This is a genomic window from Pseudomonas sp. S3(2024) (assembly GCF_036861315.1).
GTDB lineage: Bacteria > Pseudomonadota > Gammaproteobacteria > Pseudomonadales > Pseudomonadaceae > Aquipseudomonas > Aquipseudomonas putida_A.
This window is the reverse complement of the sequence record NZ_JAZAQQ010000009.1, coordinates 125639-146766: the sequence shown is the minus strand read 5'-3', so window position 1 is coordinate 146766 and position 21128 is coordinate 125639. Positions and strand designations below refer to the sequence as shown.

19 protein-coding genes and 1 pseudogene are annotated in these 21128 nt (G+C 62.5%); 12 read left to right on the top strand and 8 right to left on the bottom strand.

The window, feature by feature from the left end; all coding sequences use genetic code 11:
* The first annotated feature begins 51 nt into the window (after positions 1–51).
* Entirely contained in the window at positions 52–1377 is a 1326-nt protein-coding gene (locus tag VLA07_RS21940; RefSeq protein WP_097088193.1) for an MFS transporter, read from the top strand.
* Positions 1378–1447: 70 nt separating this feature from the next.
* The gene (locus tag VLA07_RS21935) at positions 1448–2839 is read left to right on the top strand and encodes an FAD-dependent oxidoreductase (protein WP_333991303.1); all 1392 of its coding nucleotides are present in this window, start codon (positions 1448–1450) and stop codon (positions 2837–2839) included.
* Between the two features lie 542 nt (positions 2840–3381).
* On the opposite strand, the gene VLA07_RS21930 is transcribed toward VLA07_RS21935, so the two are convergent.
* Positions 3382–4767, bottom strand: a complete 1386-nt coding sequence (locus VLA07_RS21930; RefSeq protein WP_333991301.1) for a type VI secretion system Vgr family protein — start codon at positions 4765–4767, stop codon at positions 3382–3384.
* Between the two features lie 219 nt (positions 4768–4986).
* On the opposite strand from VLA07_RS21930, the gene VLA07_RS21925 reads away from it, so the two are divergent.
* Positions 4987–5691 (top strand): YebC/PmpR family DNA-binding transcriptional regulator, encoded by a 705-nt coding sequence (locus tag VLA07_RS21925; protein WP_027614601.1) that lies wholly within the window; start codon positions 4987–4989, stop codon positions 5689–5691.
* A 124-nt stretch (positions 5692–5815) separates the two neighbouring features.
* Here the strand turns inward: VLA07_RS21925 and VLA07_RS21920 are convergent, their stop codons facing one another.
* Entirely contained in the window at positions 5816–7129 is a 1314-nt protein-coding gene (locus VLA07_RS21920; protein ID WP_333991299.1) for a protein kinase, read from the bottom strand.
* A 213-nt stretch (positions 7130–7342) separates the two neighbouring features.
* Positions 7343–8464 (bottom strand): cell division protein ZapE, encoded by a 1122-nt coding sequence (gene zapE, locus VLA07_RS21915; protein WP_330206905.1) that lies wholly within the window; start codon positions 8462–8464, stop codon positions 7343–7345.
* A gap of 285 nt (positions 8465–8749) precedes the next feature.
* Here zapE and VLA07_RS21910 point away from each other — a divergent pair, with 285 nt between their 5' ends.
* The 7 genes from VLA07_RS21910 to VLA07_RS21880 all read left to right on the top strand — a co-directional run bounded on the left by VLA07_RS21910 (position 8750) and on the right by VLA07_RS21880 (position 15364).
* Positions 8750–9271 (top strand): Csu type fimbrial protein, encoded by a 522-nt coding sequence (locus VLA07_RS21910; protein ID WP_330206904.1) that lies wholly within the window; start codon positions 8750–8752, stop codon positions 9269–9271.
* A gap of 104 nt (positions 9272–9375) precedes the next feature.
* Positions 9376–9909, top strand: a complete 534-nt coding sequence (locus tag VLA07_RS21905) for a Csu type fimbrial protein (RefSeq protein ID WP_096795681.1) — start codon at positions 9376–9378, stop codon at positions 9907–9909.
* A gap of 20 nt (positions 9910–9929) precedes the next feature.
* Positions 9930–10466, top strand: coding sequence for a Csu type fimbrial protein (locus VLA07_RS21900; protein ID WP_027614606.1), 537 nt, complete (start codon positions 9930–9932; stop codon positions 10464–10466).
* 4 nt (positions 10467–10470) lie between these two features.
* The gene (locus VLA07_RS21895; protein WP_095138831.1) at positions 10471–10971 is read left to right on the top strand and encodes a Csu type fimbrial protein; all 501 of its coding nucleotides are present in this window, start codon (positions 10471–10473) and stop codon (positions 10969–10971) included.
* Positions 10972–11005: 34 nt separating this feature from the next.
* Positions 11006–11794, top strand: a complete 789-nt coding sequence (locus VLA07_RS21890; protein WP_027614608.1) for a fimbrial biogenesis chaperone — start codon at positions 11006–11008, stop codon at positions 11792–11794.
* A 244-nt stretch (positions 11795–12038) separates the two neighbouring features.
* Positions 12039–14396 carry a fimbria/pilus outer membrane usher protein gene (locus VLA07_RS21885; RefSeq protein ID WP_333991294.1) on the top strand — a complete coding sequence of 786 codons (2358 nt, stop codon included), beginning with the start codon at positions 12039–12041 and terminating at the stop codon, positions 14394–14396.
* Positions 14393–15364: a Csu type fimbrial protein gene (locus VLA07_RS21880; RefSeq protein ID WP_333991292.1), complete on the top strand. Its 972-nt coding sequence runs from the start codon at positions 14393–14395 to the stop codon at positions 15362–15364. The genes VLA07_RS21885 and VLA07_RS21880 overlap by 4 nt, the downstream gene beginning before the upstream one ends.
* A gap of 15 nt (positions 15365–15379) precedes the next feature.
* Here the strand turns inward: VLA07_RS21880 and VLA07_RS21875 are convergent.
* The 3 genes and pseudogenes from VLA07_RS21875 to VLA07_RS21865 form a co-directional block, all read right to left on the bottom strand.
* Positions 15380–15469 (bottom strand): annotated as a pseudogene (locus VLA07_RS21875) (metal ABC transporter ATP-binding protein); the annotation flags it as partial.
* A 19-nt stretch (positions 15470–15488) separates the two neighbouring features.
* Positions 15489–16244 (bottom strand): anti-sigma factor family protein, encoded by a 756-nt coding sequence (locus tag VLA07_RS21870; protein ID WP_333991291.1) that lies wholly within the window; start codon positions 16242–16244, stop codon positions 15489–15491.
* On the bottom strand, positions 16241–16747 hold the full coding sequence (locus VLA07_RS21865) for an RNA polymerase sigma factor (protein WP_027614612.1): 507 nt from the start codon (positions 16745–16747) through the stop codon (positions 16241–16243). The genes VLA07_RS21870 and VLA07_RS21865 overlap by 4 nt, the downstream gene beginning before the upstream one ends.
* Positions 16748–16904: 157 nt before the next feature.
* Here VLA07_RS21865 and VLA07_RS21860 point away from each other — a divergent pair, with 157 nt between their 5' ends.
* Complete coding sequence (locus tag VLA07_RS21860; RefSeq protein WP_096795675.1) at positions 16905–17999, top strand: catalase family peroxidase; 1095 nt, start codon at positions 16905–16907, stop codon at positions 17997–17999.
* The gene (locus tag VLA07_RS21855; RefSeq protein ID WP_333991290.1) at positions 17996–18541 is read left to right on the top strand and encodes a cytochrome b; all 546 of its coding nucleotides are present in this window, start codon (positions 17996–17998) and stop codon (positions 18539–18541) included. The genes VLA07_RS21860 and VLA07_RS21855 overlap by 4 nt, the downstream gene beginning before the upstream one ends.
* On the opposite strand, the gene VLA07_RS21850 is transcribed toward VLA07_RS21855, so the two are convergent.
* The gene (locus VLA07_RS21850; RefSeq protein WP_333991289.1) at positions 18538–19737 is read right to left on the bottom strand and encodes an MFS transporter; all 1200 of its coding nucleotides are present in this window, start codon (positions 19735–19737) and stop codon (positions 18538–18540) included. The two genes, VLA07_RS21855 and VLA07_RS21850, sit on opposite strands and share 4 nt — an antisense overlap.
* Positions 19738–19885: 148 nt before the next feature.
* The gene (locus VLA07_RS21845; RefSeq protein WP_333991287.1) at positions 19886–21037 is read right to left on the bottom strand and encodes a M14 family metallopeptidase; all 1152 of its coding nucleotides are present in this window, start codon (positions 21035–21037) and stop codon (positions 19886–19888) included.
* Between the last annotated feature and the right edge of the window lie 91 nt (positions 21038–21128).

Sequence of the window (21128 nt, the reverse complement as noted above, 5' to 3'; positions counted from 1 at the left end):
GTTTACTTAACGATTCTGCCGGCACACTCACACCCTGAGGTCAGAACCACAATGAACAAGCACATCGGCACCATTGCGCGTTGGCGCATGCAGATTTTCGCTGTCACCTGGCTCGCGTACGCCGCTTTCTATTTCACCCGCAAAGCGTTTTCGGTGGCCAAACTGGGCATCGCCGAAGACCCGACCTTCATGCTCGACAAGATGGCCATGGCCAACCTCGATGCGATCTATCTGGCGGCCTACGCCATCGGCCAATTCACCTGGGGCATGCTTGCCGACCGTTTCGGCCCGAGGGTCGTGGTGCTTGGCGGGCTGCTGATTTCCGCTGGTGCGGCATTGGTGATGGGCAGTTTCGCGACCTTGCCGATCTTCGCCACTTGCATGCTGATCCAGGGGCTGGCGCAGTCCACCGGCTGGTCGGGATTGTGCAAAAACCTCGGCAGTTTCTTCCCCGCGGAACAGCGCGGGCGCGTGCTAGGTCTGTGGAGTTCCTGCTATGCGTTTGGCGGTCTGGTGGCCTCGCCGTTCGCCGGCTGGTGGGCGTATACGCTGATGGGCACCTGGCATGCGGCGTTCATTTCCAGCGCGGCAGTGGTCGCGGTGGTGGCGCTGTTGTTCTTTATTTTTCAGCGCAACAAACCGGAAGACGTCGGCCTGCCGGCGGTGGAGCCGGAGCCGGAACTCAGTGCCGCGGAAACCGAAGCCAACAGCAAACTCAGTGTCTGGGAGCCGTTGAAGGAAATCCTGCGCAACCGCACGGTGCTGGTGCTGGGCCTGGCGTATTTCATGTTGAAACCGGCGCGTTACGCGATTCTGTTGTGGGGCCCGGTGATCGTCTTTGAGCAGATGCCAAGTGTCGGCAAGGTCGGCGCGGCGATCATTCCCACCTCGTTCGAACTGGCCGGTCTGCTCGGGCCGATCATGATCGGTCTGGCCTCGGACAAACTGTTCGGCGCCCGGCGGATGCCGGCCTGCGTCCTCAGTCTGCTGGCACTGACCGTAACGTTGGCGCTGTTCATGGGCGCGTTGCACACCGGCAGCGTGATGCTGGTGGTGGCGCTGCTGTTTGTCATGGGCCTGACCCTGTACGGGCCGGATTCGATGATCAGCGGCGCGGCCGCCATTGACTTCGGCAAGGCCAAGGCCGGTGCCACCGCGGCCGGTTTCGTCAACGGCTGCGGCTCTGTCGGTGCGGTGCTCGGCGGATTGCTGCCGGGTTACTTTGATTCGGTGACGGTGTTCATCGTCTTCGCCGGCTGCGCCTTGTTCTCGGCGCTGGTGCTGATTCCGCACTGGAACAGCCGCCCGGTCGGGGTGATGGAACCGCGCGCGGCCATTCCCAATTGCCCGCTGACCATCAAACCTCTGCGTAACTGAAACCCTTGCCTCGCGGCCTGCTGCGGCGTTTGCGGCAGGCTGTGTCGTGGCCATCTGACTGGAGAATCCCATGCGACCTTTTTGGCTCGAGCAAGCCTTGCAGGCCGACCCATCCGCGACGTGCCCGCCGCTGCAAGGCGAAGTGCGCACCGACGTGTGTATCGTCGGCGGCGGCTACACCGGGTTGTGGACGGCGATCATGCTCAAGCAGCAGAACCCGGAACTCGATGTGCTGCTGATCGAAGCCGACATCTGCGGCGCCGGTGCCAGTGGCCGCAACGGTGGGTGTGCGTTGTCGTGGTCGGCCAAGTATTTCACCCTCGAGCGCCTGTTCGGTGTCGAGGAGGCGGTGCGCCTGGTCAAGGAATCCGAGCGCAGCATCCACGCCATCGGCGCGTTCTGCGAACAGTTCGGCGTCGATGCCGATTACCGCCTCGACGGCACGCTGTACACCGCCACCAACAAGGCGCAGGTCGGTTCGACCGACGCCGTGATCGCGGCGCTGGAGCGTAACGGCATCAACTCGTTCACGCAGCGCCCGGTGGCCGATGTGCAGCGCATGGCGGGTTCCAGCAAGCATCTGGAGGGCTGGTTCTCGCCAGCGGCGGCCAGTGTGCAGCCGGGCAAACTGGTGCGCGGCTTGCGTCGGGTGGCGTTGCAACTGGGCGTGAAGATCCACGAGAACACTGCGATGACCGGCCTGGAGGAGGGCCGTCCGGCGCGCATTCACACCGCTGGCGGCTGCGTGATTGCCGACCGCGTGGTACTGGCGATGAACGCGTGGATGGCCCGCGCTTTTCCGCAGTTCGAACGCAGCGTGGCGATTGTCTCCAGCGACATGCTGATCACCGAGCCGCGCCCGGATCTGCTGCAGGACATCGGTTTGACCAGCGGTGTCACGGTGCTCGATTCGCGGATTTTCGTGCACTACTACCACAACACGCCGGACGGCCGGATCATGCTTGGCAAGGGGGGGAATACCTTCGCGTTTGGCGGGCGGATGCTGCCGGTGTTCGATCAGCCTTCGCCGTATGCTGGGTTGCTCAAACGCAGTCTCGGCGACTTCTTCCCGGCGTTTGTCGATGTAAAGATCGACGCGACGTGGAACGGGCCGTCGGATCGATCGGTCACCGGGTTGCCGTTTTTCGGGCAGATGAGTGCCAGTGGCAATGTGTTTTATGGCTTTGGTTATTCCGGCAGTGGCGTCGGGCCGTGTCACATGGGCGGGCAGATTCTTGCCTCGTTGGTGCAGGGGCTTGATAACCCTTGGACACGTTCGCCGTTGGTGAACGGGCCGCTGGGGTATTTTCCGCCGGAGCCGATTCGGTATCTGGGGTCGTTGATGGTGCGTAATGCGATTCGGCGCAAGGAGCGGGCTGAGGATCATGGGCGGCGGCCGCGGCATCTGGATGTGCGGTTGGCGAAGTTTGCGGCGGCGGCGGGGAAGGCTGACAAGGGGTGATTGGGGGCTGGCGAGCGCTGCGTTCTTTTGGGTTACCGAGTACATATCCGTTTCTGCGGTAACGGCTTCTTATGGTTTCGCTCTTACAGCGACTCACTTTTCCAGACGCCGAAAAGTAAGCAAAAGGCTTGGCCCCGGCGTACGGCCCTCGCCTAGGCTCGGGTTCCTTCGTTTCGGGATTCATCCGGGGGGCAGCGCCTACGGTTTGCTTCGCTGCACCTCCTCTCGATGTGTTCGACTTCGTCGAACGGTCGCTGCGCTCCCACCCCCGGATAAACCCCTTCACTCAGCCTGCCGATGGGGCCGGCACGGCAAGATCAAGAGCTTTCGGCGAGCTGACACTCGGCCATTTGAGTGGTGAAAAGCATGCGCTTGGCTTTAGCTCCCTGTGGGAGCTGGCCTGCCAGCGAAGGCGGCCTACGAGCCGACCCACCTCCAACAGCCCGCACCCAATCCATCTGTAGGAGTGAGCCTGCTCGCGATAGCGACCTCACAACCACCCAGTTTCTTCCAGGTGTTCTCAATGCCAATGTCTGCGGCGCTTACGGATCGGCACCGTGCAGCAGCCAATCGAGCAACAGGCTACTGTCGCGCGGTGGTGGTGTTTCACTCGGTGGCGCGGGACGCGTGTTGGCGAGGCACAGAATCGGTCGATCCGGGTCGCTGTCGAGGAAGCTGACCCACACCTCACTGCCGGCGCGGGGCAACTGGTGGGTGGCGAGCCGGCCGGCGCCGGTCAGTGCGATTGGCAGCCACAGGCATGCAGACTCAGTTGTCTGCGCCGGCCAGAGGTTGACGCCGATGCGCCCGCGATCATCCAGTTGCGCGGGCTGGCCGGGCGATCCCAGCACTTGTGCCAGATGGTAGCCGCCGATGTTCGGGCGCGGCTGTGCCAACGGCGGGCGAAAATCGCTTGACCAGGGCAAGGCAGTGAAGTCGTTTCGATAGCGATGCACATCAGTGGTCGGGTCGAGGATCGAGGGGTGCTGGCCCTGGTGGTGCAGTTCGGTGATCAGCCATTGTTCATTGAAGGTATTGATCGGATGCTCGCTGATCTGTAACAGATGCCCGCTGCGCAACGCGCTGCCATCGCAGGTGCCCCGGATCGAGCGCGACTGACAGCGCTGACGCTGCAGATGGCGACGGCTGCGTTGTTCGGCGTGACGCTGTTCGCCGGACAGGTTCTGCGGTGCGAGTGCGGGCACGGGATGGTTGGCCGCGTCGGTGGCGATGGCCTCCTGCCCGCGGTTGCGAATGCCGTGCGCAGCCATCAACGGTGGCGCGTCATGGCGCTGAAACAGCGTGCTGACGCGCGGTGATGGTGTGTCGTCGGTGATGCCAAACGGCACCGGCAACGGTTCCTGCGGCAGGCTGAGGTTGTCATCGGCAAACACCAGCACATGCCCGTTCGGGTGATGCTCGAAGTGATAGTGGATGCCTTCCTCCTCACACAGCCGTTGCACGAAGGCCAGGTCACTTTCTTCGTACTGGATGCAAAAGGGCCGCGGCGGGTATTGGCCGACGCTCATTTCGATCCGGTAACTGTCCGCCGGCAACTCATGCTCGCCGAGCAATTGCGCGAGGATCGTCGGCACGCTCGTTTGCACGAAGACCCGGCGCCGGGGCGGCTGGTCCAGACTCAACAGCAGCGGGACGAGGATCAGCCGGTAGCCGATGCGGTGGCTGGCGCGATGCTCGCAACTGACGCTGTGGATCAGACCGTGGATCCCGTGATCGGCGCCCAGGCGCAGGAACGCCGGTTGGCGCAGCAGACTGCCTGGGGGCAACGCCGGTGCCAGACCGATCATTTCAATTTCGAAGCGAAACGGCTGATTGAGTGCTTCCTTGCCACTGAAACGCAAGACCGGCAGGCACAGCGGGCCGTCGGTCAGGGTCAGGGTGAACGGGCTTTCCTTATCATTGAGCATTCGTACGGGCTCTGTGGGCAATACGGACGGCAGAGGGTACGAAAACGCGAGCACGAATGGTCATGGCTGGTGGGCTTTTCAGAATCGCCCTACAAGTCGTGGTGACGATGTCGATTCAACAATGATTTTTTTGGTCGATTGCCGACTTTAGGCCGTATAAACTTGGCGCCACGCGTCGGCCAATAGATGTCTCGGCGCCACAGATCAAGAGAGTGAGTAATGGGCGCACAGTGGAAGGTTAAACACAAAGAAGCGGCAGCCAACGCCAAGGGCAAGATCTTCGGCAAACTGGTGAAAGAAATCACCATCGCTGCCCGCAACGGTGCCGATACCGCCACCAACGCACACCTGCGTCTGGTGGTCGAGCAGGCCAAGAAAGCCTCGATGCCCAAGGAAACCCTGGACCGCGCCATCAAGAAAGGCGCCGGCCTGCTGGGCGAAACCGTGCAGTACCACCGCGTGACGTACGAAGGTTTCGCGCCGCATCAGGTTCCGTTGATCGTCGAGTGCGTCACCGACAACATCAACCGCACCGTCGCGGAAATCCGCGTGGCGTTCCGCAAGGGTCAACTGGGCGCTTCCGGTTCGGTGGCCTGGGACTTCAACCACGTCGGCATGATCGAAGCGTCGCCGGACACCCCGGACGCCGATCCGGAAATGGCCGCGATCGAGGCCGGTGCCCAGGACTTCGAGCCGGGCGAAGAGGGCGCGACCCTGTTCCTGACCGATCCGACCGACCTCGACGCCGTGCAGAAAGCCCTGCCTGAGCAAGGCTTCACGGTGCTGTCGGCCAAACTCGGCTACCAGCCGAAGAACCCGGTCAGCGGCCTGAGCGCCGAGCAGATGGCTGAAGTTGAAGCGTTCCTCGAAGGCCTCGACAACCACGACGACGTGCAGGACATGTTTGTCGGTCTGGCGGGCTGATTTGCTGCAAAGATAAACTGTGGCGAGGGAGCTTGCTCCCGCTCGGCTGCGCGGCAGTCGTTGTTTTTGGGACGGCTTTGCCGTCCAGCGGGAGCAAGCTCCCTCGCCACAGGATTTGCGTCAGTTAAAGCGTTTCCAGGACCTCGATCACTTCGCTGAACCCCGGCCGCGCCAGCACATCCGGCTGACAGCAACGCTGTTCCAGCGCCTCCAGCACCTCGCGTTGTTCATCGTTCAACCCCGAGTCGACGCGCGCCAGCAATTCCCCGAGCAGAACCCCGAACGCCCGCACTTCGATGCGTTGCAGTGCCCGGGTTTCCAGGTTGTCGGTGGTGGCATGGAACGACGCCGCGCCGAAATCCCCGAGCAAGCAATCGCCCTGATCGTTCAGCAGAATGTTGTGGCCGTAGAGGTCGCCGTGGGTGATGCCCTGTTGATGCAAGTGCTCGGCCGCCGAAGCGATGCCCTTGGCAATGTTCAGCGCCACTTCGGCACTGAAGCGGCAGTCCTCGGCATACACATCCCGCGAGCAGCTCGCCAGGCTCGGCAATGCAGCCAGATTGCGAAAGCTTGGGTCGATCAGTTGCATCACCAGCCCCTGTTGGCCATCGGGATGCCCGTGAATACGGCCTTCCACGCGGATCAGGTTCGGGTGCAGGCCGGCGGTGATGCAGGCGTTCATCTCGTGCAGCGGCGAACCGTCGCTGGTCATTTCACCTTTATAGAGCTTCACCGCGACCGGCACCTGCGAGCCGTCGGCGCGCTGCCACTGCGCCCGGGAAATCACCCCCGAGGCGCCTTCGCCCAGGCGCTGTTCCAGACGCAGCGCCGACCAGTCGATCAGCGGCGTGGCTTCCAGCGCGGCGGCATCGGCTTCGGTTTCCAGCGGATTGCCGGCATACGCCAGCCAGGTCAGGCTCGGCAGGGTCAGCAGCCACTGCGGCAGTTCACGCATCTGGTTGGCGGCGATGCGGATCAGCTCCAGGCGATGGCACTGGCTCATTGAGGCGGGCAACGCTTGCAGGCGATTGCCGGCCAGCAGCAGTTTTTGCAGATACGGGCGCTCACCCAGTTCGACGGGCAGGCTTTCGATGCAGTTGTCGGTCAGGATCAACCAGCGCAGCAGCGGCGGCAGTGCTGGGCCCGGCACGTGGCTGATGCGGTTGGCCTTGAAGCCGATCATCGTCAGCGCCGCGCATTTTCCGACGCATTCCGGCACCTCGGTGAAGTGGTTGTCCGAGCAAAACAGAATGCGCATCCTGGTCAGGCGATGCAGGTCGTCGGGCAGACTGCTCAAGGCGTTGCCGCTGAGGTTGAGCACCTCCAGCGTATCGGCCAGTTCGAAAATCTCCCGGGGGAACTCGGTCAGGCCGCAAGACAGATCCAGCCGGGTAATGCCCGACAACTCGCCGGCGCGCAATTGAGCAAGGGTGTGCATGGGGATGTTCACTATCAAAGGAAAGAAGCGCCGGGCGCTCGGAATGGGCGACATGATAACGGCAAAGCCGGGATTTGCATTGATCTGAACTGGAGGCCCCTTTAATTCCTGTGGGAGCGAGCCTGCTCGCGAAGGCGGAGTGTCAGTTGGCGAAATATTGGCTGACAGGACGCTTTCGCGAGCAGGCTCGCTCCCACAAGGGACTTGAGTGGGTCAGTGGGTTTCCTGCAACTGCCCCAGGCGACTGCGGGTGCGCGCCAGATCGATGGCATTCCCGCCAAGGGCCTCGCGCAGTGGCAAGCGGCTGAGCAGGGTCAGGTGCTTGTCCTGGTCGTAGAGCACGTCGATCAGGTTGATGAAGCGCTGTTGTGCAGCGATCGAGCACTCACCGAGTTCCGGCAGGTCGTCGATGATCCACTGGTCGAAACGCCGGCACAGCTCCAGGTAATCCATCACCGCCGTCGGTTGCTCGCACACGTCGCTGAAGGTGAAAGCGACCCGGCTGCCATCGCACAGGCGCGCCTGAACGTGTCGGCTGCCCACCGGCAACGCAATGGCCGGGGCACCTTCGGGCGGCAGGTTCAGCGCCTGGCGCTGGGTTGCGGTGGCTGGCCACACATAGTGGCCCTGCGTGAAAACCTGATGCGCATGGTTGCTCGCCTGGCTGCGGTAATCGTGCGGGCCGCCGACCTCCATCACTTGCATTCGGGCGTTGATCAATTCGATCACCGGTTTGAAGCGCGCGTGATAGAGCGGGTTGGGCAGCAAGCCTTCCGGCGGATAGTTGGAAGTCACCAGCAGCAGAATCCCGCGCTGGAACAAGGCCTTGAACAGGCGGGTGATGAGCATCGCATCGCCGATGTCATGCACATGAAATTCGTCGAAACACAGTACCCGGCAATCGGCTAACAGCTCGTCGAGGGTGACGCCGAGAGCGTCGTCCTGTTCGCGATGGTTGAACATGCCCTGATGCAACCGGGCAAAGAATTCATGGAAATGCACGCGCTGTTTCTGCGCGGTCGGCAGTGCCTGGAAAAAACCGTCGAGCAGCCAGCTCTTGCCGCGTCCGACCGCGCCATGCAGGTACAGGCTCGGCGGCATTTGCGGCTTGGCGCCGAACAACAGGCTGGCCTGCTGCGCCATGCAATCGATCACCCGCTGTTGGCTGTGGCTGAGGGTGTAACCCTGACTATGGGCCTTGTGCCGGAAATAGTCGCGGATCGACTGGGCATTCGCGTCATGCCCGGCATGCGCGGGCCGGCCCTTGGCGAACCAGCGGCGCAGCGCCGACCAGCGTAGGGTCAGTGGCGATCGTTTGGGCGCTCGAGAGGGCACAGTGCAGTCACTCCGTAGTCATCAAGCCGGCGCCCGGAGCGCGGCGGCGTAGTGTAACCAGAGGATGGGCCCGGCTGCATCGCGGCTCGTCGACTGTGGGCGATCACTGAACAAATTTGTGCGGGACGTACAGCTATTTTCAGCGATGTAATTCGCCGTGTTGCCAAACTTTCGAAACATATCCCGGCAGATCCATGGATCCAATCGACTGGCGGATTCGTTGTCCGTTGCTACCCTGAAACACAGTAACGTCATCCAGGATGTTCCCTCACAAGGAATGGGACAGTGATTGTACGTGTGGTGATGGGCCTGCTCGGGGTGCTTGGGGCCTCGGTGCATGCGGCGGATCTTCAGGTCGAAGTCCGCGTTGACGTGCAGCGTGGCTGCCAGTTGATCGGCCAGCAGCGCGAGGCGGGTAGCGAACAATTGGGCGTGCTGGATTTCGGCAGTACTGCGCGTCTCGACGACCCGGCCGGGCCACTGGGTGCGGCGCTGACCAACCAACGGTTGCCACGCCTGGAGTGCAACCCTGACACGCCGTATCAGCTGCGGGTCGACGGTGGCCTGCATGGCGGCGTTGGTGAGGTTCGCTATATGGCGGGGGCGGCGGGGAGCCAGCCGATTCCTTATCGGCTGTATCAGGACGCGGCGCGCCGGGTGCCGCTGGTGGTGAACGTGCCGGTCAGCGGCCGGGTGCCGGACACCGGCACGGTGGAGCTGCCGCTGTATGCGCGGATCGAGCGTCTGGCGCAGGTGCCGCAGGTCAGCCGCTATTCGGATCTGGTGAAAGTCACCGTGACCTGGTGAGTGCAGGATTTCAGGCAATCCGCTGGAGGCGGATTGCGCAGGGAAGGGGCGTTCAATCCTGAACGCAAGGTACGCAGGCATCCTGAAGGAGTAGGACGGACGCTATGACAGGCAAGCACTGGATGGTTATCGCCACGGGTACGTTGCTGTTGCTCGCTGACGACGCACAGGCGGCGATCAGTGGGCAGATCAATGCGCGGCTGATCCTGATCGCCGGGTGCGAAGTCACCAACAGCGCCACCCCGGCGATCCCGGTAAGCAATCTGGGCACCCTCGATTTCGGTCAGCAGGGGCCGACGTGGAACGCGCCGATCAAGGCCAGTCTCGACGGCGACAGCAGCGGCAAGCTGAATGTCGCCTGCAATCCTTCGGTCACCGGTTTCACCGTCACCATCGATGGCGGCAGTCACGGTGACGGCACCACCCGCCGCCTGAGCAACGGGCGCCAGACCCTGCCTTATCAACTCTTTCTGGATGCCTCCGGTAGCCAGCGCTACAGCATTGGTCAACAACACAATTTCGCTGTCACCAGCGGTGCGCAGATACCGATTCCGGTGTTTGGCACGGTGGTGGCGAATACCCGCGCGGTTCCGGCAGGTGTCTACACCGACACGCTGACGGTGACGCTCGACTGGTAACCCCGTAGAGGACGGACACCATGCGCAAGTTTGCATCAAGGATAGGTTTGTCGTTGCTCGGCCTGACGCTGGTTTCCAGTGCCCACGCCGCCACCACGGTCACCGGCCAGATCACCGCCAGCCTGACCCTGATCAGCAGCTGTCAGGTCAATGGCGCCGGCGGCTCCACCGGCCTGAACTTCGGTGCGCTGAACTTCGGCACCGCCAACAGTCTGTTCACCACCGCCAGCGGGCAGGTTCTGGGCGGTGGCGGCGGGGCGCTGTCGATTCTCTGCTCCAGCGGCACGACCCCGGTGGTCAAGGTGCGTGCCGGTGCTCACGATGGGCAGTCGCCGGGCGGCGCTCGCGCGCTGTACGACGGTGTCGCCAACTACGTGCCGTACGACTTCTACACCGATGCCGGGCATTCGCAACTGCTGCCGATCGACGGCACGATCAACCTGGCGACCAGCACTGGCGTAGCGCAGACGGTGAATATCTACGGTCAGGCGGTGGGCAAGGCCGGGTTGCCGGCGGGGACTTACACCGACACCGTCGCTGTTGAACTGACGTTCTGATGCCATGCGCCGCCAAGGCTGTGCCGCGCTGCTCCTGCTCTGTGCGGGCAGTGTGCCGCTGCCGCTGGGGGCGGCGACCAGCCAGAGCTTTCAGGTCAGCGCGACCATCACGCCGGGATGCCTGGTGGTGGGCGGGGTGTCGAATTACGGCGGACTGAATTTCGGTTCTAGTTCGGCCCTCGCGACCGGCACGGTGCAAGTGGCATTGACCGGCGGCGTGCAGTTGCAATGCACGCCGGGGGTGGCACTGAACATGACGGTCGATGGCGGCCAGTACAACAGCAGCGGTCGCCACATGCAGATCAACAGCGGCAGTGCGCGGGTGGCGTATGCGCTGTTCCGCGATGCGGCTTACAGCCAGAGCCTGGGCATCGGCCAGAGCGTGGCGGTGGCCTATAGCGATGCGAACAACATCAGCCTGCCGATTTACGGTCAGGTGCAATTGCCGGGCAATCAGCCCGGGGGGACGTACAGCGACGTGTTGCAGGTGCAGCTGTCGTGGTAAAGCGACATTTGAATGGCCGACAAGGAGCAGGTTCATGGGGGCAGTTACGTCTGGGCATTCGTTGTTGCAGGGCGCGTTGCTGGCGCTGGTCATGCTCGGGGCCGGCCATGCGCAGGCCGCCAGTTCGGTGCTGATCTGGCCGATCGATCCGGTGCTGGAGGCCGATCAACAGGCCAGTGCGCTATGGCTGGAAAACCGTGGCACGGAAACCGCCAACCTGCAGATCCGCGTGTTCGGCTGGAGCCAGAGCGGCTTTGCAGAGCAATACCAGAACCAGCGCGACGTGATCGGCAGCCCGCCAGTGGCGAAGATCGAGCCGGGGCAAAAACAACTGGTGCGCCTGACCCGGACCAAGGATGTGCCGCCGGGGCAGGAACTGGCCTACCGGATCATCATCGACGAAATCCCTTCCGCCCAGCCGCCGGCCGCCGAGGGCGGCAAAACCGCAGCCGCAATTCGTTTCCAGATGCGCTATTCGGTGCCGTTGTTTGCCTACGGCGCGGGGCTGTGGAGCAAGGAAGACAGCACCCGCCCGCGTGACCCCAAAGGTATCGGTGTGCCGCAGCTGAGCTGGCGCACGGTGGCGGTGGACGGTCGACCGTATATCGAAGTGCGCAATCAGGGCGCGGTGCATGCGCGGCTGACCGACGTGGCGATCAAACAGGGTGGACAGAGCAAGCCATTAGCCGAGGGGTTGCTGGGTTATGTGCTGCCGGGCGCGGTGATGCGCTGGCCGGCACCTGGGGCGTTGGCGAGTGAGTCGGCGTTGCAAGTGCGAGTCAATGGCGGGGTCCAGGTGCAGAGCATTGCGCCGGGACGCTGAAAAGGGAGCCATGCCGAGTGGACTTTTGTGGCGAGGGAGCTTGCTCCCGCTGGGTTGCGAAGCAGCCCCAAGCCATGTCAGGCAGTCCGCTTAAACAGTTCTGACGACGGCTGTGCCGCCGAGCGGGAGCAAGCTCCCTCACCACAATGAATGCATCGTATCGTCAAAATTCCAGAGAAAGATAACTGGCTTTGGCAAGAGTGGCATCAGGAGGATCGAGTCCATTGACGGACGTAAAGCGTGTATGAGCCCGGGATGGGCTCGTCGTATTCAGCGTCCGTTGTGGCTCATGACCGGCGCGTGTTGCCTGATGTTCGTGCAACCATCCGAGGCCGGCGAACTGCCGCCACCGCCCAGCGGCATGGAGGCCGTGAGTGATGCACAGTTGTTTCTGGAGTTGGTGGTCAATCAGATGAACACCGGGCGGGTGGTGGCGGTGCAGCAACGTGACGGGCATCTGTTTTTGCCGGCCAGCGTATTGGCTGAAACCGGGATGAAATTGCCGGGCAATCCTGGTGCTGAAGTTGATCTCGACGGCCTGCCTGGACTGCACAGCGAATACGACAGTGTCGGCCAGCGCCTGCTGCTGGTGGTGCCACCGCAGTGGCTGCCGGATCAGTTCATCGGTAATCGCGAGAACTATCCGCGCACCCCGGCGCTGAGCAGTTTCGGCGCGTTGTTCAACTATGACCTGTACCTCAACGACACCGACGATGCCGGCACTTATCTGGCGGCGTGGAACGAGGTGCGGCTGTTCGACAGTTGGGGCACGTTGTCCAACACCGGGCAGTACCGGCGCACCTTGTCCGGCGATTCGGTCAGCACACTGGACAACGGCTACCTGCGCTACGACACCACCTGGCGTTACTCCGACGACGAGCGAATGCTCACCTACGAGGGCGGGGACGTGATCAGTGGCGCCTTGCCCTGGAGCAACTCGGTGCGTCTGGGCGGTGTGCAGTTCTCGCGGGACTTTGCCGTGCGTCCGGATCTGGTCACCTATCCGCTGCCGCAGTTCGCCGGTGAGGCCGCGGTGCCGTCGTCGGTGGATCTGTTCATCAACGGCTACAAGTCGAGCAGCACCGACCTGCAACCGGGTCCGTATACCCTGACCAACATTCCCTTCATCAACGGCGCCGGTGAGGCCGTGGTGGTGACCACCGATGCGCTGGGGAGGCAGGTGTCGACCACGGTGCCGTTCTATGTCACCAGCAGTCTGCTGCAAAAAGGCCTGAGTGATTTCTCGGTGGCGGCCGGTACGTTGCGCCGCGATTACGGTTTGAAGGACTTCGGCTATGGCCCTGGCGTGACCTCCGGCAGCCTGCGCTACGGTGTCAGCGACAGCTTCACCCTGGAAAGCCACGCCGAAGCGGCTGACTCGCTGACCCTCGGCGGCATCGGCGGCAATTGGCGTCTGGGCAATTTCGGCGTACTCAACAGCGCCATCAGTCAGAGCCGGTTCGAGGGTGACGCTGGCGAGCAATTGAGCCTCGGTTATCAATACAGCAGCCAGCGCTACAGCTTTTCCTGGCAGCGCCTGCAACGCCGCGATCAGTACGCCGACCTCAGCGTGATCGACAGCCCTTATATCAGCCTCAGCCGGCGCAGCGAGCAGGCGACCCTGAGCGTCAACCTAGAGCGCTGGGGCAGCCTCGGTGCCGGTTATTTCGATGTGCGCGCGGCGGACGATTCGCGCACGCGTCTGCTCAACCTGAGCTGGAGCAAACCGCTGTGGCGCAACAGCAGCTTCTATCTGTCGGCCAACCGCGAGATCGGCAACAGCCACTGGGCGGTGCAAGCGCAACTGGTGATCCCGTTCGATCTGCGCGGTAGCCTGGCGATCAGTAGCGAGCGCAGCAAGACCGGGCAGAGTCAGCAGCGGGTCAATTACAGCCGCTCGGTACCGACCGAGGGCGGGGTGGGTTTCAATCTGGGTTACGCCAAGGGTGATGGTCCCGATTATCGCCAGGCCGACGTGACCTGGCGTCTGCAATCTGTGCAGTTGCAGGCCGGGGTCTACGGCACGTCCGAGGCCGAGACCCGTTGGGCCGATGCCAGTGGCTCGCTGGTATGGATGGACCGCCAGGTGTTCGCCGCCAATCGCATCGACGACGCGTTTGTGGTGGTCAGCACCGAAGGTTTCGCCGACATTCCGGTGCGCTACGAAAACCAGCAGGTCGGTCAAACCGATAAAAACGGCCACTTGCTGGTGCCGTGGAGCAGCGCGTACTACCGCGGCAAATACGAAATCGATCCGCTGAATCTGCCGGCCAACGTGCGCAGCCCCAACGTCGAACAGCGCATCGCCGTACGCCGTGGCAGCGGTTATTTGCTGGAGTTTCCACTGACCCGGGTGATCGCTGCGAGTATTGTGCTGGTGGATGCGCACCAGCGTGAATTGCCATTGGGTGCGGGGGTGCTTCATGAGCAGAGCGGTACGCGCACGGTGGTCGGTTGGGACGGCTTGGTCTATCTGGAAAACCTCCAGGTGCAGAACTCGTTGCAGGTGACGCTGGCCGACGGCAAGACCTGCAAGGCGCAATTCGCCGTGGACATGCAGCAAAGCCAGGTGCCGCTGATCGGCCCGTTGGTGTGCCAATGAACGCGGCGCGGATTTGCCTGTGTCTGGCGTTGCTGCTGCCGGGGATGGCGCAGGCCTTGTGTTCGGTGGTCAGCACCACGCCGGCGGCGTTCGGTTCGATCAGTTCGATTGCCGTGCGCACCACGACGCAGCCCAGTTCCACGCTCAATGCCGGGTTGAGTTGTACCGGTTCGCTGTTGTCATTGCTGACCAGCAACGACCATTTCTACGCCACCATCACCTCGACCCAGAGTGGTTTGCTCGGGCCGACCGGCGACGTCATCGGCTACACGATCTACGCCAACAACAGCACCAGCTACCCGGTCACCCGTGGCAGCGCCTTCGACTTCGCCCGTAACGGCATTATCGATGCCTTGGGATTGCTCAACGGCACCACCCCGAAAACCGTGCCGCTGTATCTGGGCACGACCATTGGCAGTAACGTCGCCGCCGGGGTTTATACGGAAACCCTGAGCATTTTCTGGAACTGGAATTACTGCTCCGGGATCGGTATCGGCAGTGTTTGTCTGGGGCGCGACATCAATAGCGGTACCGCGACGTTGACGGTGAACCTGACCGTGTCCAACGACTGCACGATTACTGCGCCGAACATTGCCTTTGGCAGTGCGCCGGTAATCAGTGCCTTTACCCCGGTGACCGGGCAGACCATCAATCTGGCCTGCACCAAGGGCAGTGCCTACAGCGTCGGTTTGAGCGACGGACAGAACCCGGCCAGTGTCGGCGGCCGGCGGCGGATGATTTCCGGGAGCAACTATCTGGCCTACGACATCTTCAAAAGCGCCGGGACTACTCGTTGGGGCAGTGTCGGCAGTGCGCGCCGGTCGAGCACTGACGCCGAGGTCAATCCAGGAAATGGTCTGGGCACCGGAAGTCAGATCTTCAACTACAACGCGAAGATCTACACCGACCAGACCACGCCGCCGGCGGGCACTTACCTGGACAATGTGGTGCTCGATGTAGGGTTCTGACTCATACGATGCCCCCTGTGGGAGCGGGCTTGCTCGCGAATGCGGTGTGTCATTCAGCAATGATGGTGACTGATCTACCGCTTTCGCGAGCAAGCCCGCTCCCACAAGGGGGAATTGCGCAGTTTCACAATGGCAGTGACTGCCTCAATTGCTGCACCGCCGGCGAATCCGTCGGGCTGACCATCGCATAGTTGTACCCGCCACCGGACCAGTAATCGGCTTTCAGATCGCCGTCGCTGCGACTGCCGCGTGGCAGGAAGGTGTTCTTCGGCCCCGGTGGCCGCACGTAGAAACTGACCTTGTGGCCGCTGCGATCCTCATACACCACCATCGCCGCCGGGCCTTCATCGGTGCTGAGCAGGCGGCCACTGACCGGTTCGAAACCGGCGGATTTCAGATCCGGCAAGCGACTGGCCTGGGTGAAATAACGGTCAAGCCAATGCTGCATGTCGCCGTCACTTGCAACCTTGTAGTCCGCCGGCAGAATTCCTTGCTGGGCAATCAATCGATAGGCTTGCAAGGCATCAGTCATGGGTAGCGTGGAAGAGCGTACGAGGGTCATTTCCCGCGCCTGCCAGCCACTGAAGCCGCCGATGCCGACCGCGATCAGCAACACCGCCGCGCTGGCCAGGTGACGCCGCGACTGACGCTTGAGGCGCTGGCGAATCAGCGTGGGATCGAGTTCCGGATTGGCCGGTTGCTGCAAGGCACCGCCCAGGGCTGCGCGCAACAACTGGGCGTCGTGCTGCCAGGCGCGCACCTGCGCGGCGGCTTCCGGGTGAGTGGTCAGCCAGGTGTCGACCAGACGCCGGTCGGCTTCGTTGAGTTGGTGATCGACGTACGCGTGCAGGTCGCGCTCGCTGGGGGGCATGCTGATCATTTGAGTATCCGCAAAGAAGGGCTGCTGATTTCGCCGTCGCTGAGCTGGCGCAAGGCCTGGCGGGCGCGGGACAGGCGCGACATCACCGTGCCTGTGGGGACGTCGAGGATGTCCGCGACTTCCTTGTAGCTCAGGCCTTCGACCGAGACCATCAGCAACAGCGCGCGTTGTTCGGTGGGCAGGCGATCGAAGGCTTGCAGGGTCGATTGGGCGATCACGGTACGCTCGGTCGAGGGTTCGGCGTCATCGCGCCCGGTGAAGAATTCGAGCATCCGCGCATAACGACGCGAGCGTCGGTGGGCGTCGAGAAACTGCCGATAGAGGATCGCGAACAGCCACGCGCGCACATCACCCTCGGCGCGTTTCGCGCTCCAGCCGGACAGGGCCCGCTCAAGGCTGGCCTGCACCAGATCGTCGGCGCTGCTACTGTTGCGGGTCAACGACACGGCAAAGCGGCGCAATCTGGGAATGATTTCTCTCAACTGTTCGTCGAATTCGCTCATGAATTTCTGCTAGTCACTACGCTGTGGACTAGGGAGACGTCTGCCGTTCGAGGTTATTCCACGTTCGGAAAAATAAATACCGGGCTATGGAATAAATCCTGATGGGGTGCGTCTTGCTGATTCTTCCTACTTGTGGCCGATGGCCCTGGAGTTATTCATGGTTGATCGCACTTCACCGCCGGGCAGGCCGTCGCGCCCGCCCTTGAGTGCCGCGAGCACAGTGTTGCGCCTGACGGCGATTGCCGTGGTCGTCGCCGCTGTTGCCGGGGCGTTTGCCTACGTGCACGGCAATCTTGACCCACAACGTCTGACGCCCAAGGCGCTGGTCGATGTGCTGGAGAAAAACAACGGTGTGCACCCCGGATTTCGCCGCAATCACGCCAAGGGCGTGTGCGTGATCGGACATTTCGAGAGCAGCGGCGAGGCGCGGGCGTTTTCTTCCGCGCAGGTGTTCAACGAGGCGCAGACGCCGGTGGTCGGGCGTTTCGCATTGCCGGCGGGGAATCCCTATGCCCCGGACAGCAGCGTGCCGATCCGCAGCCTGGCGCTGCGTTTCACCCAGGCCAACGGTCAGCAATGGCGCACCGGGATGAACAGCATGCCGGTGTTCCCGGTCGGCACTCCCGAGGCGTTCTATCAGTTGCAGCAGGCGCAGTCGCCGGATCCGGCCACGGGTAAACCGGATCCGTCGAAAGTGCCGGCATTCTTCGCCGCCCACCCGGAAGCCGTGCCGTTTCTGACGTGGGTGAAGACCGCCAAACCGTCGGCCAGCTATGCCACTGAAACCTACAACAGTGTGAATGCGTTCTATCTGGTCAACGCCAGCGGGCAGAAGCAGGCGGTGCGCTGGAGTGTCACGCCACTGGCGCGCGATGCCGCCGGAGCCTCGGCGCCGGAGGGTGCGGATTTTCTCGAGAAGGATCTGGTACAGCGCTTGGCCGAAGGGCCGTTGCGCTGGCAGCTGAATATCACCCTGGCCAACCCCGGTGATCCGGTGAACGATGCCAGCAAAACCTGGCCCGAGGGTCGCAAGGTGATCAACGCCGGCACGCTGGTGCTGGAGAAGACCCAGCCGCAACTCAGCGGCGAATGCCGCGACATCAACTACGATCCGCTGGTGCTGCCAGCCGGGATCGAAGGCTCCGACGACCCGCTGCTCGCGGCGCGTTCCGCCGGTTACGCCGATTCTTATCTACGGCGCACCAGTGAAGTCAGCCAATTGCCCGCCGCCAGACAGGAGGCTCGCCCATGAGCACGCAACCGACTCATTTCGCGCTGCTGGCGCGGCTGCTGCACTGGCTGATGGCGCTGATGATCATCGCCATGTTGTTCATTGGCGCCGGCATGGTCACTTCGGTTTCACAGCGGCATGAATGGCTGATTCATCTGCACAAACCGCTGGGGATCGCGATTCTGCTGCTGGTGGTCGTGCGTCTGTTGGTGCGGTTTTCCACTCGACAGCCGCCGCTGCCGGCGGATCTGCCGGGCTGGCAGGTGATGGCGGCCAAGGCTTCGCATGTGTTGTTGTACGCCTTGATGCTGGTGTTGCCGCTGCTCGGTTGGGCGATGATCAGTGCGTCCGGGGAGCCGGTGATGCTCAGCAATACCTTGCAGTTGCCGTCGATCCTGCCGGCCGATGCGCAAGTGTTTGCCCTGCTGCGCAAGGCGCATGGCTATCTGGCGTACCTGTTGTTCCTGACCGTGCTGTTGCACCTGGCGGCGGCGCTGTTCCATGGTTGGGTGCGTCGCGACGAGGTGCTCGACAGCATGTTGCGCGGTCGCGGTCGCGATTAACCCGTCTGTGTGGCGCACCGCTGCGGTGCGCCACTTTTCACGGTCAGCCACCAATAACCCAGCGCCACAGCATTAATAGCGGCGCCGAGCAGACACACGCCGGTCCAGCCGGCCCAGGCGTACATCGCCGTCGAGGTTATCGAACCCAATGCACTGCCGATCGAATAGAACAGCATGTAGCCGGCGGTGAGGCGGCTTTGCGTTTCGGGGCGCACGCTGTAGATCATGCTCTGGCTGGTGACGTGTACGGCCTGCAGGCCCAGATCGAGGGTGATCACCCCCAGCAACAGCGCCCACAGCGAGGACTGGGTGAGGGCGATCGGCAGCCACGAGGCGAGCATCAGCAGCAGCGACAGGCCACTGACCCATTGGCCCAGACCGCGATCAGCCAGATGTCCGGCGCGCGCGGCGGCGAGTGCACCGGCGGCGCCGGCCAAGCCGAACAGGCCAATTTCGCTATGGGATAACGACAGCGGCGGGGCGGCCAGCGGCAGCACCATCGGCGTCCACAGCACCATGGCGCTGGCAAAGGTCAGCAGCGCGAGAATCGCCCGTTGCCGCAGCACCGGCTCTTGCCTGAACAGGCTGAATACCGAAGCGATCAGCGCGCCGTAACGGCTTGCGGGCTGCGCGGCTTCATTCTTGGGCAAGACGCGCAACAGCAGCAGTGCCATCAGCAGCGTCAGCCCCGCCGACAGCAGATAGATCGCCCGCCAACCGGCCAGATCAGCCATGGCCCCGGCAATCGTGCGAGCAAGCAGAATGCCGACGACGATGCCGCTGGTGACGACGCCGACCACGCGACCGCGTTGCGCCGGGATCGCCAGGGTCGCGGCGTAGGCCACCAGCACTTGCGTCACCACCGCAAGCAAACCGGTCAGGGTCATGCCGAGCAGCAACCACGCGCTGCTGGGCGCCAGCGCGATCATCAACAGCGCGGCAGCCAAGAGCAGGGTCTGGGTGACGATCAACCGGCGTCGGTTGAGCAAGTCGCCAAGTGGCACCAGCAATACCAGGCCAATGCCGTAGCCGATCTGCGTCAGGGTAATGACAATGCCGATGGTTGCGGGCGACATGGAGAACGCCTCGGCCATGGCATCCAGCAGCGGCTGCGCGTAATACATGTTGCCCACCGCCAGCCCGCAGGCAATGGCGAACAGTAGTACCACGCTGCTTTTGAGAGGTTGAGATTGCATGCCCTGATTCCTTTTTGGGTTTCAAATTGAAACCAGAATCACGTTAAGCATTCTGGTTTTAATTTGCAACCTTGTTGGTCATGGCGTGTGATTGCGCAAAAAAAGATCGCAGGCATAGCTGCGATCTTTGGGTAGAGCGGGGGAGGGATCAGCGCAGAGTGTCGACCATGTCTGCGATGGTGGTCAGCACGTCCTTGCCCAACTGTTTCGAGCGCTTGCCCGACCAGCCCGTTTCTTTGTTCGGATGGTCGTCATGATCCTTGAACGGCATTTCCAGGGTCAGCGACAGGCAGTCATATTTCTGCCCTACAGCGTTGCAGGCCAGGGTCATGTTGGCCTGACCCGGTTCGTCGCGGGTGTAGCCATATTTGGTCTGGAAGTCTTTCGTGGTGTGCTTGAGGTGCGTGCGGAAATGCTCTTCGAGCTTCTCGATGCGCGGCGTGTAACCCGGGTTGCCTTCGCAACCGGCGGTGAACACGTGGGGAATTTCTTCATCACCGTGTACGTCGAGGAATAGATCGACGCCGTACTTTTCCATCTGCTGTTGTACGAAAAGTACCTCTGGGCTGATGTCCTGACTGGCGCTCTGCCAGGCGCGGTTCAGGTCCTGGCCCATGGCGTTGGTACGTAAATGCCCGTGGAAGGCGCCGTCCGGGTTCATGTTCGGCACCAGATACAGATCGGCGCTGGCGAGCAGCTTGTTCAGCACCGGGTCGTCGTGGCGCTCCAGGCGTTCGATCACGCCTTCCATGAACCATTCGGCCATGTGTTCGCCTGGGTGCTGTTGCGCGATGATCCAGACTTTGTGCTGGCCTTCGGCGCCGCTGCCCTTGCGCAGCAGCTGAATGTCACGACCCTCGACGCTTTTGCCGGTTGCCAGCAGTTCGGTGCCGGCCTTGGTCAGCGCTTGCTCGATCAGCCAGTCGTGACGACCTCGGCTGTAGGGTTCGAAGTAGGCGAACCAGGCGTGGGTCTGCTCGGCTTCGAGGCAGAAGCGCAGGCTGTCGCCTTCGAAACTGGTAGGAATACGAAACCAATTCACATGGTCGTAGGACGCAACAGCCTGATAGCCGGTCCAGGCTTTGTTGTAGGAGGATTGGCTGGCGTTGACCAGGCGAAACCAGTGTTCCTGATGAACATGCAGGCCGCTGGCCTTGAAGTGGAACCACTGGAAGTGAGCGCTCCGGGTATCCGGGCGAATGGCCAGAACCGGGTTGAGCGGGTTGGAGATGTCGATGACTTGGATGTTGCCGCTGTCGAAGTTGGCGCTGATGTCGAACGAAGATTTGGCCACGGTCATAATCGGTTCCTGAATATGATTTTTATGGCGGCTACTTTACACGCAAGACAGGGCTGAAACCGAGGGAAATTGCGGGTTGCGTGGGGGGCGT

What these genes read in the sequence shown, in the direction of transcription:
- VLA07_RS21940 (WP_097088193.1), top strand. Translation starts at nt 52, where the DNA reads ATGAACAAGCACATCGGCACCATTGCGCGTTGGCGCATGCAGATTTTC.
- VLA07_RS21935 (WP_333991303.1), top strand. Translation starts at nt 1,448, where the DNA reads ATGCGACCTTTTTGGCTCGAGCAAGCCTTGCAGGCCGACCCATCCGCG.
- VLA07_RS21930 (WP_333991301.1), bottom strand. Translation starts at nt 4,767, where the DNA reads ATGCTCAATGATAAGGAAAGCCCGTTCACCCTGACCCTGACCGACGGC.
- VLA07_RS21925 (WP_027614601.1), top strand. Translation starts at nt 4,987, where the DNA reads ATGGGCGCACAGTGGAAGGTTAAACACAAAGAAGCGGCAGCCAACGCC.
- VLA07_RS21920 (WP_333991299.1), bottom strand. Translation starts at nt 7,129, where the DNA reads ATGCACACCCTTGCTCAATTGCGCGCCGGCGAGTTGTCGGGCATTACC.
- VLA07_RS21905 (WP_096795681.1), top strand. Translation starts at nt 9,376, where the DNA reads ATGACAGGCAAGCACTGGATGGTTATCGCCACGGGTACGTTGCTGTTG.
- VLA07_RS21900 (WP_027614606.1), top strand. Translation starts at nt 9,930, where the DNA reads ATGCGCAAGTTTGCATCAAGGATAGGTTTGTCGTTGCTCGGCCTGACG.
- VLA07_RS21895 (WP_095138831.1), top strand. Translation starts at nt 10,471, where the DNA reads ATGCGCCGCCAAGGCTGTGCCGCGCTGCTCCTGCTCTGTGCGGGCAGT.
- VLA07_RS21890 (WP_027614608.1), top strand. Translation starts at nt 11,006, where the DNA reads ATGGGGGCAGTTACGTCTGGGCATTCGTTGTTGCAGGGCGCGTTGCTG.
- VLA07_RS21885 (WP_333991294.1), top strand. Translation starts at nt 12,039, where the DNA reads ATGAGCCCGGGATGGGCTCGTCGTATTCAGCGTCCGTTGTGGCTCATG.
- VLA07_RS21880 (WP_333991292.1), top strand. Translation starts at nt 14,393, where the DNA reads ATGAACGCGGCGCGGATTTGCCTGTGTCTGGCGTTGCTGCTGCCGGGG.
- VLA07_RS21870 (WP_333991291.1), bottom strand. Translation starts at nt 16,244, where the DNA reads ATGATCAGCATGCCCCCCAGCGAGCGCGACCTGCACGCGTACGTCGAT.
- VLA07_RS21865 (WP_027614612.1), bottom strand. Translation starts at nt 16,747, where the DNA reads ATGAGCGAATTCGACGAACAGTTGAGAGAAATCATTCCCAGATTGCGC.
- VLA07_RS21860 (WP_096795675.1), top strand. Translation starts at nt 16,905, where the DNA reads ATGGTTGATCGCACTTCACCGCCGGGCAGGCCGTCGCGCCCGCCCTTG.
- VLA07_RS21855 (WP_333991290.1), top strand. Translation starts at nt 17,996, where the DNA reads ATGAGCACGCAACCGACTCATTTCGCGCTGCTGGCGCGGCTGCTGCAC.
- VLA07_RS21850 (WP_333991289.1), bottom strand. Translation starts at nt 19,737, where the DNA reads ATGCAATCTCAACCTCTCAAAAGCAGCGTGGTACTACTGTTCGCCATT.
- VLA07_RS21845 (WP_333991287.1), bottom strand. Translation starts at nt 21,037, where the DNA reads ATGACCGTGGCCAAATCTTCGTTCGACATCAGCGCCAACTTCGACAGC.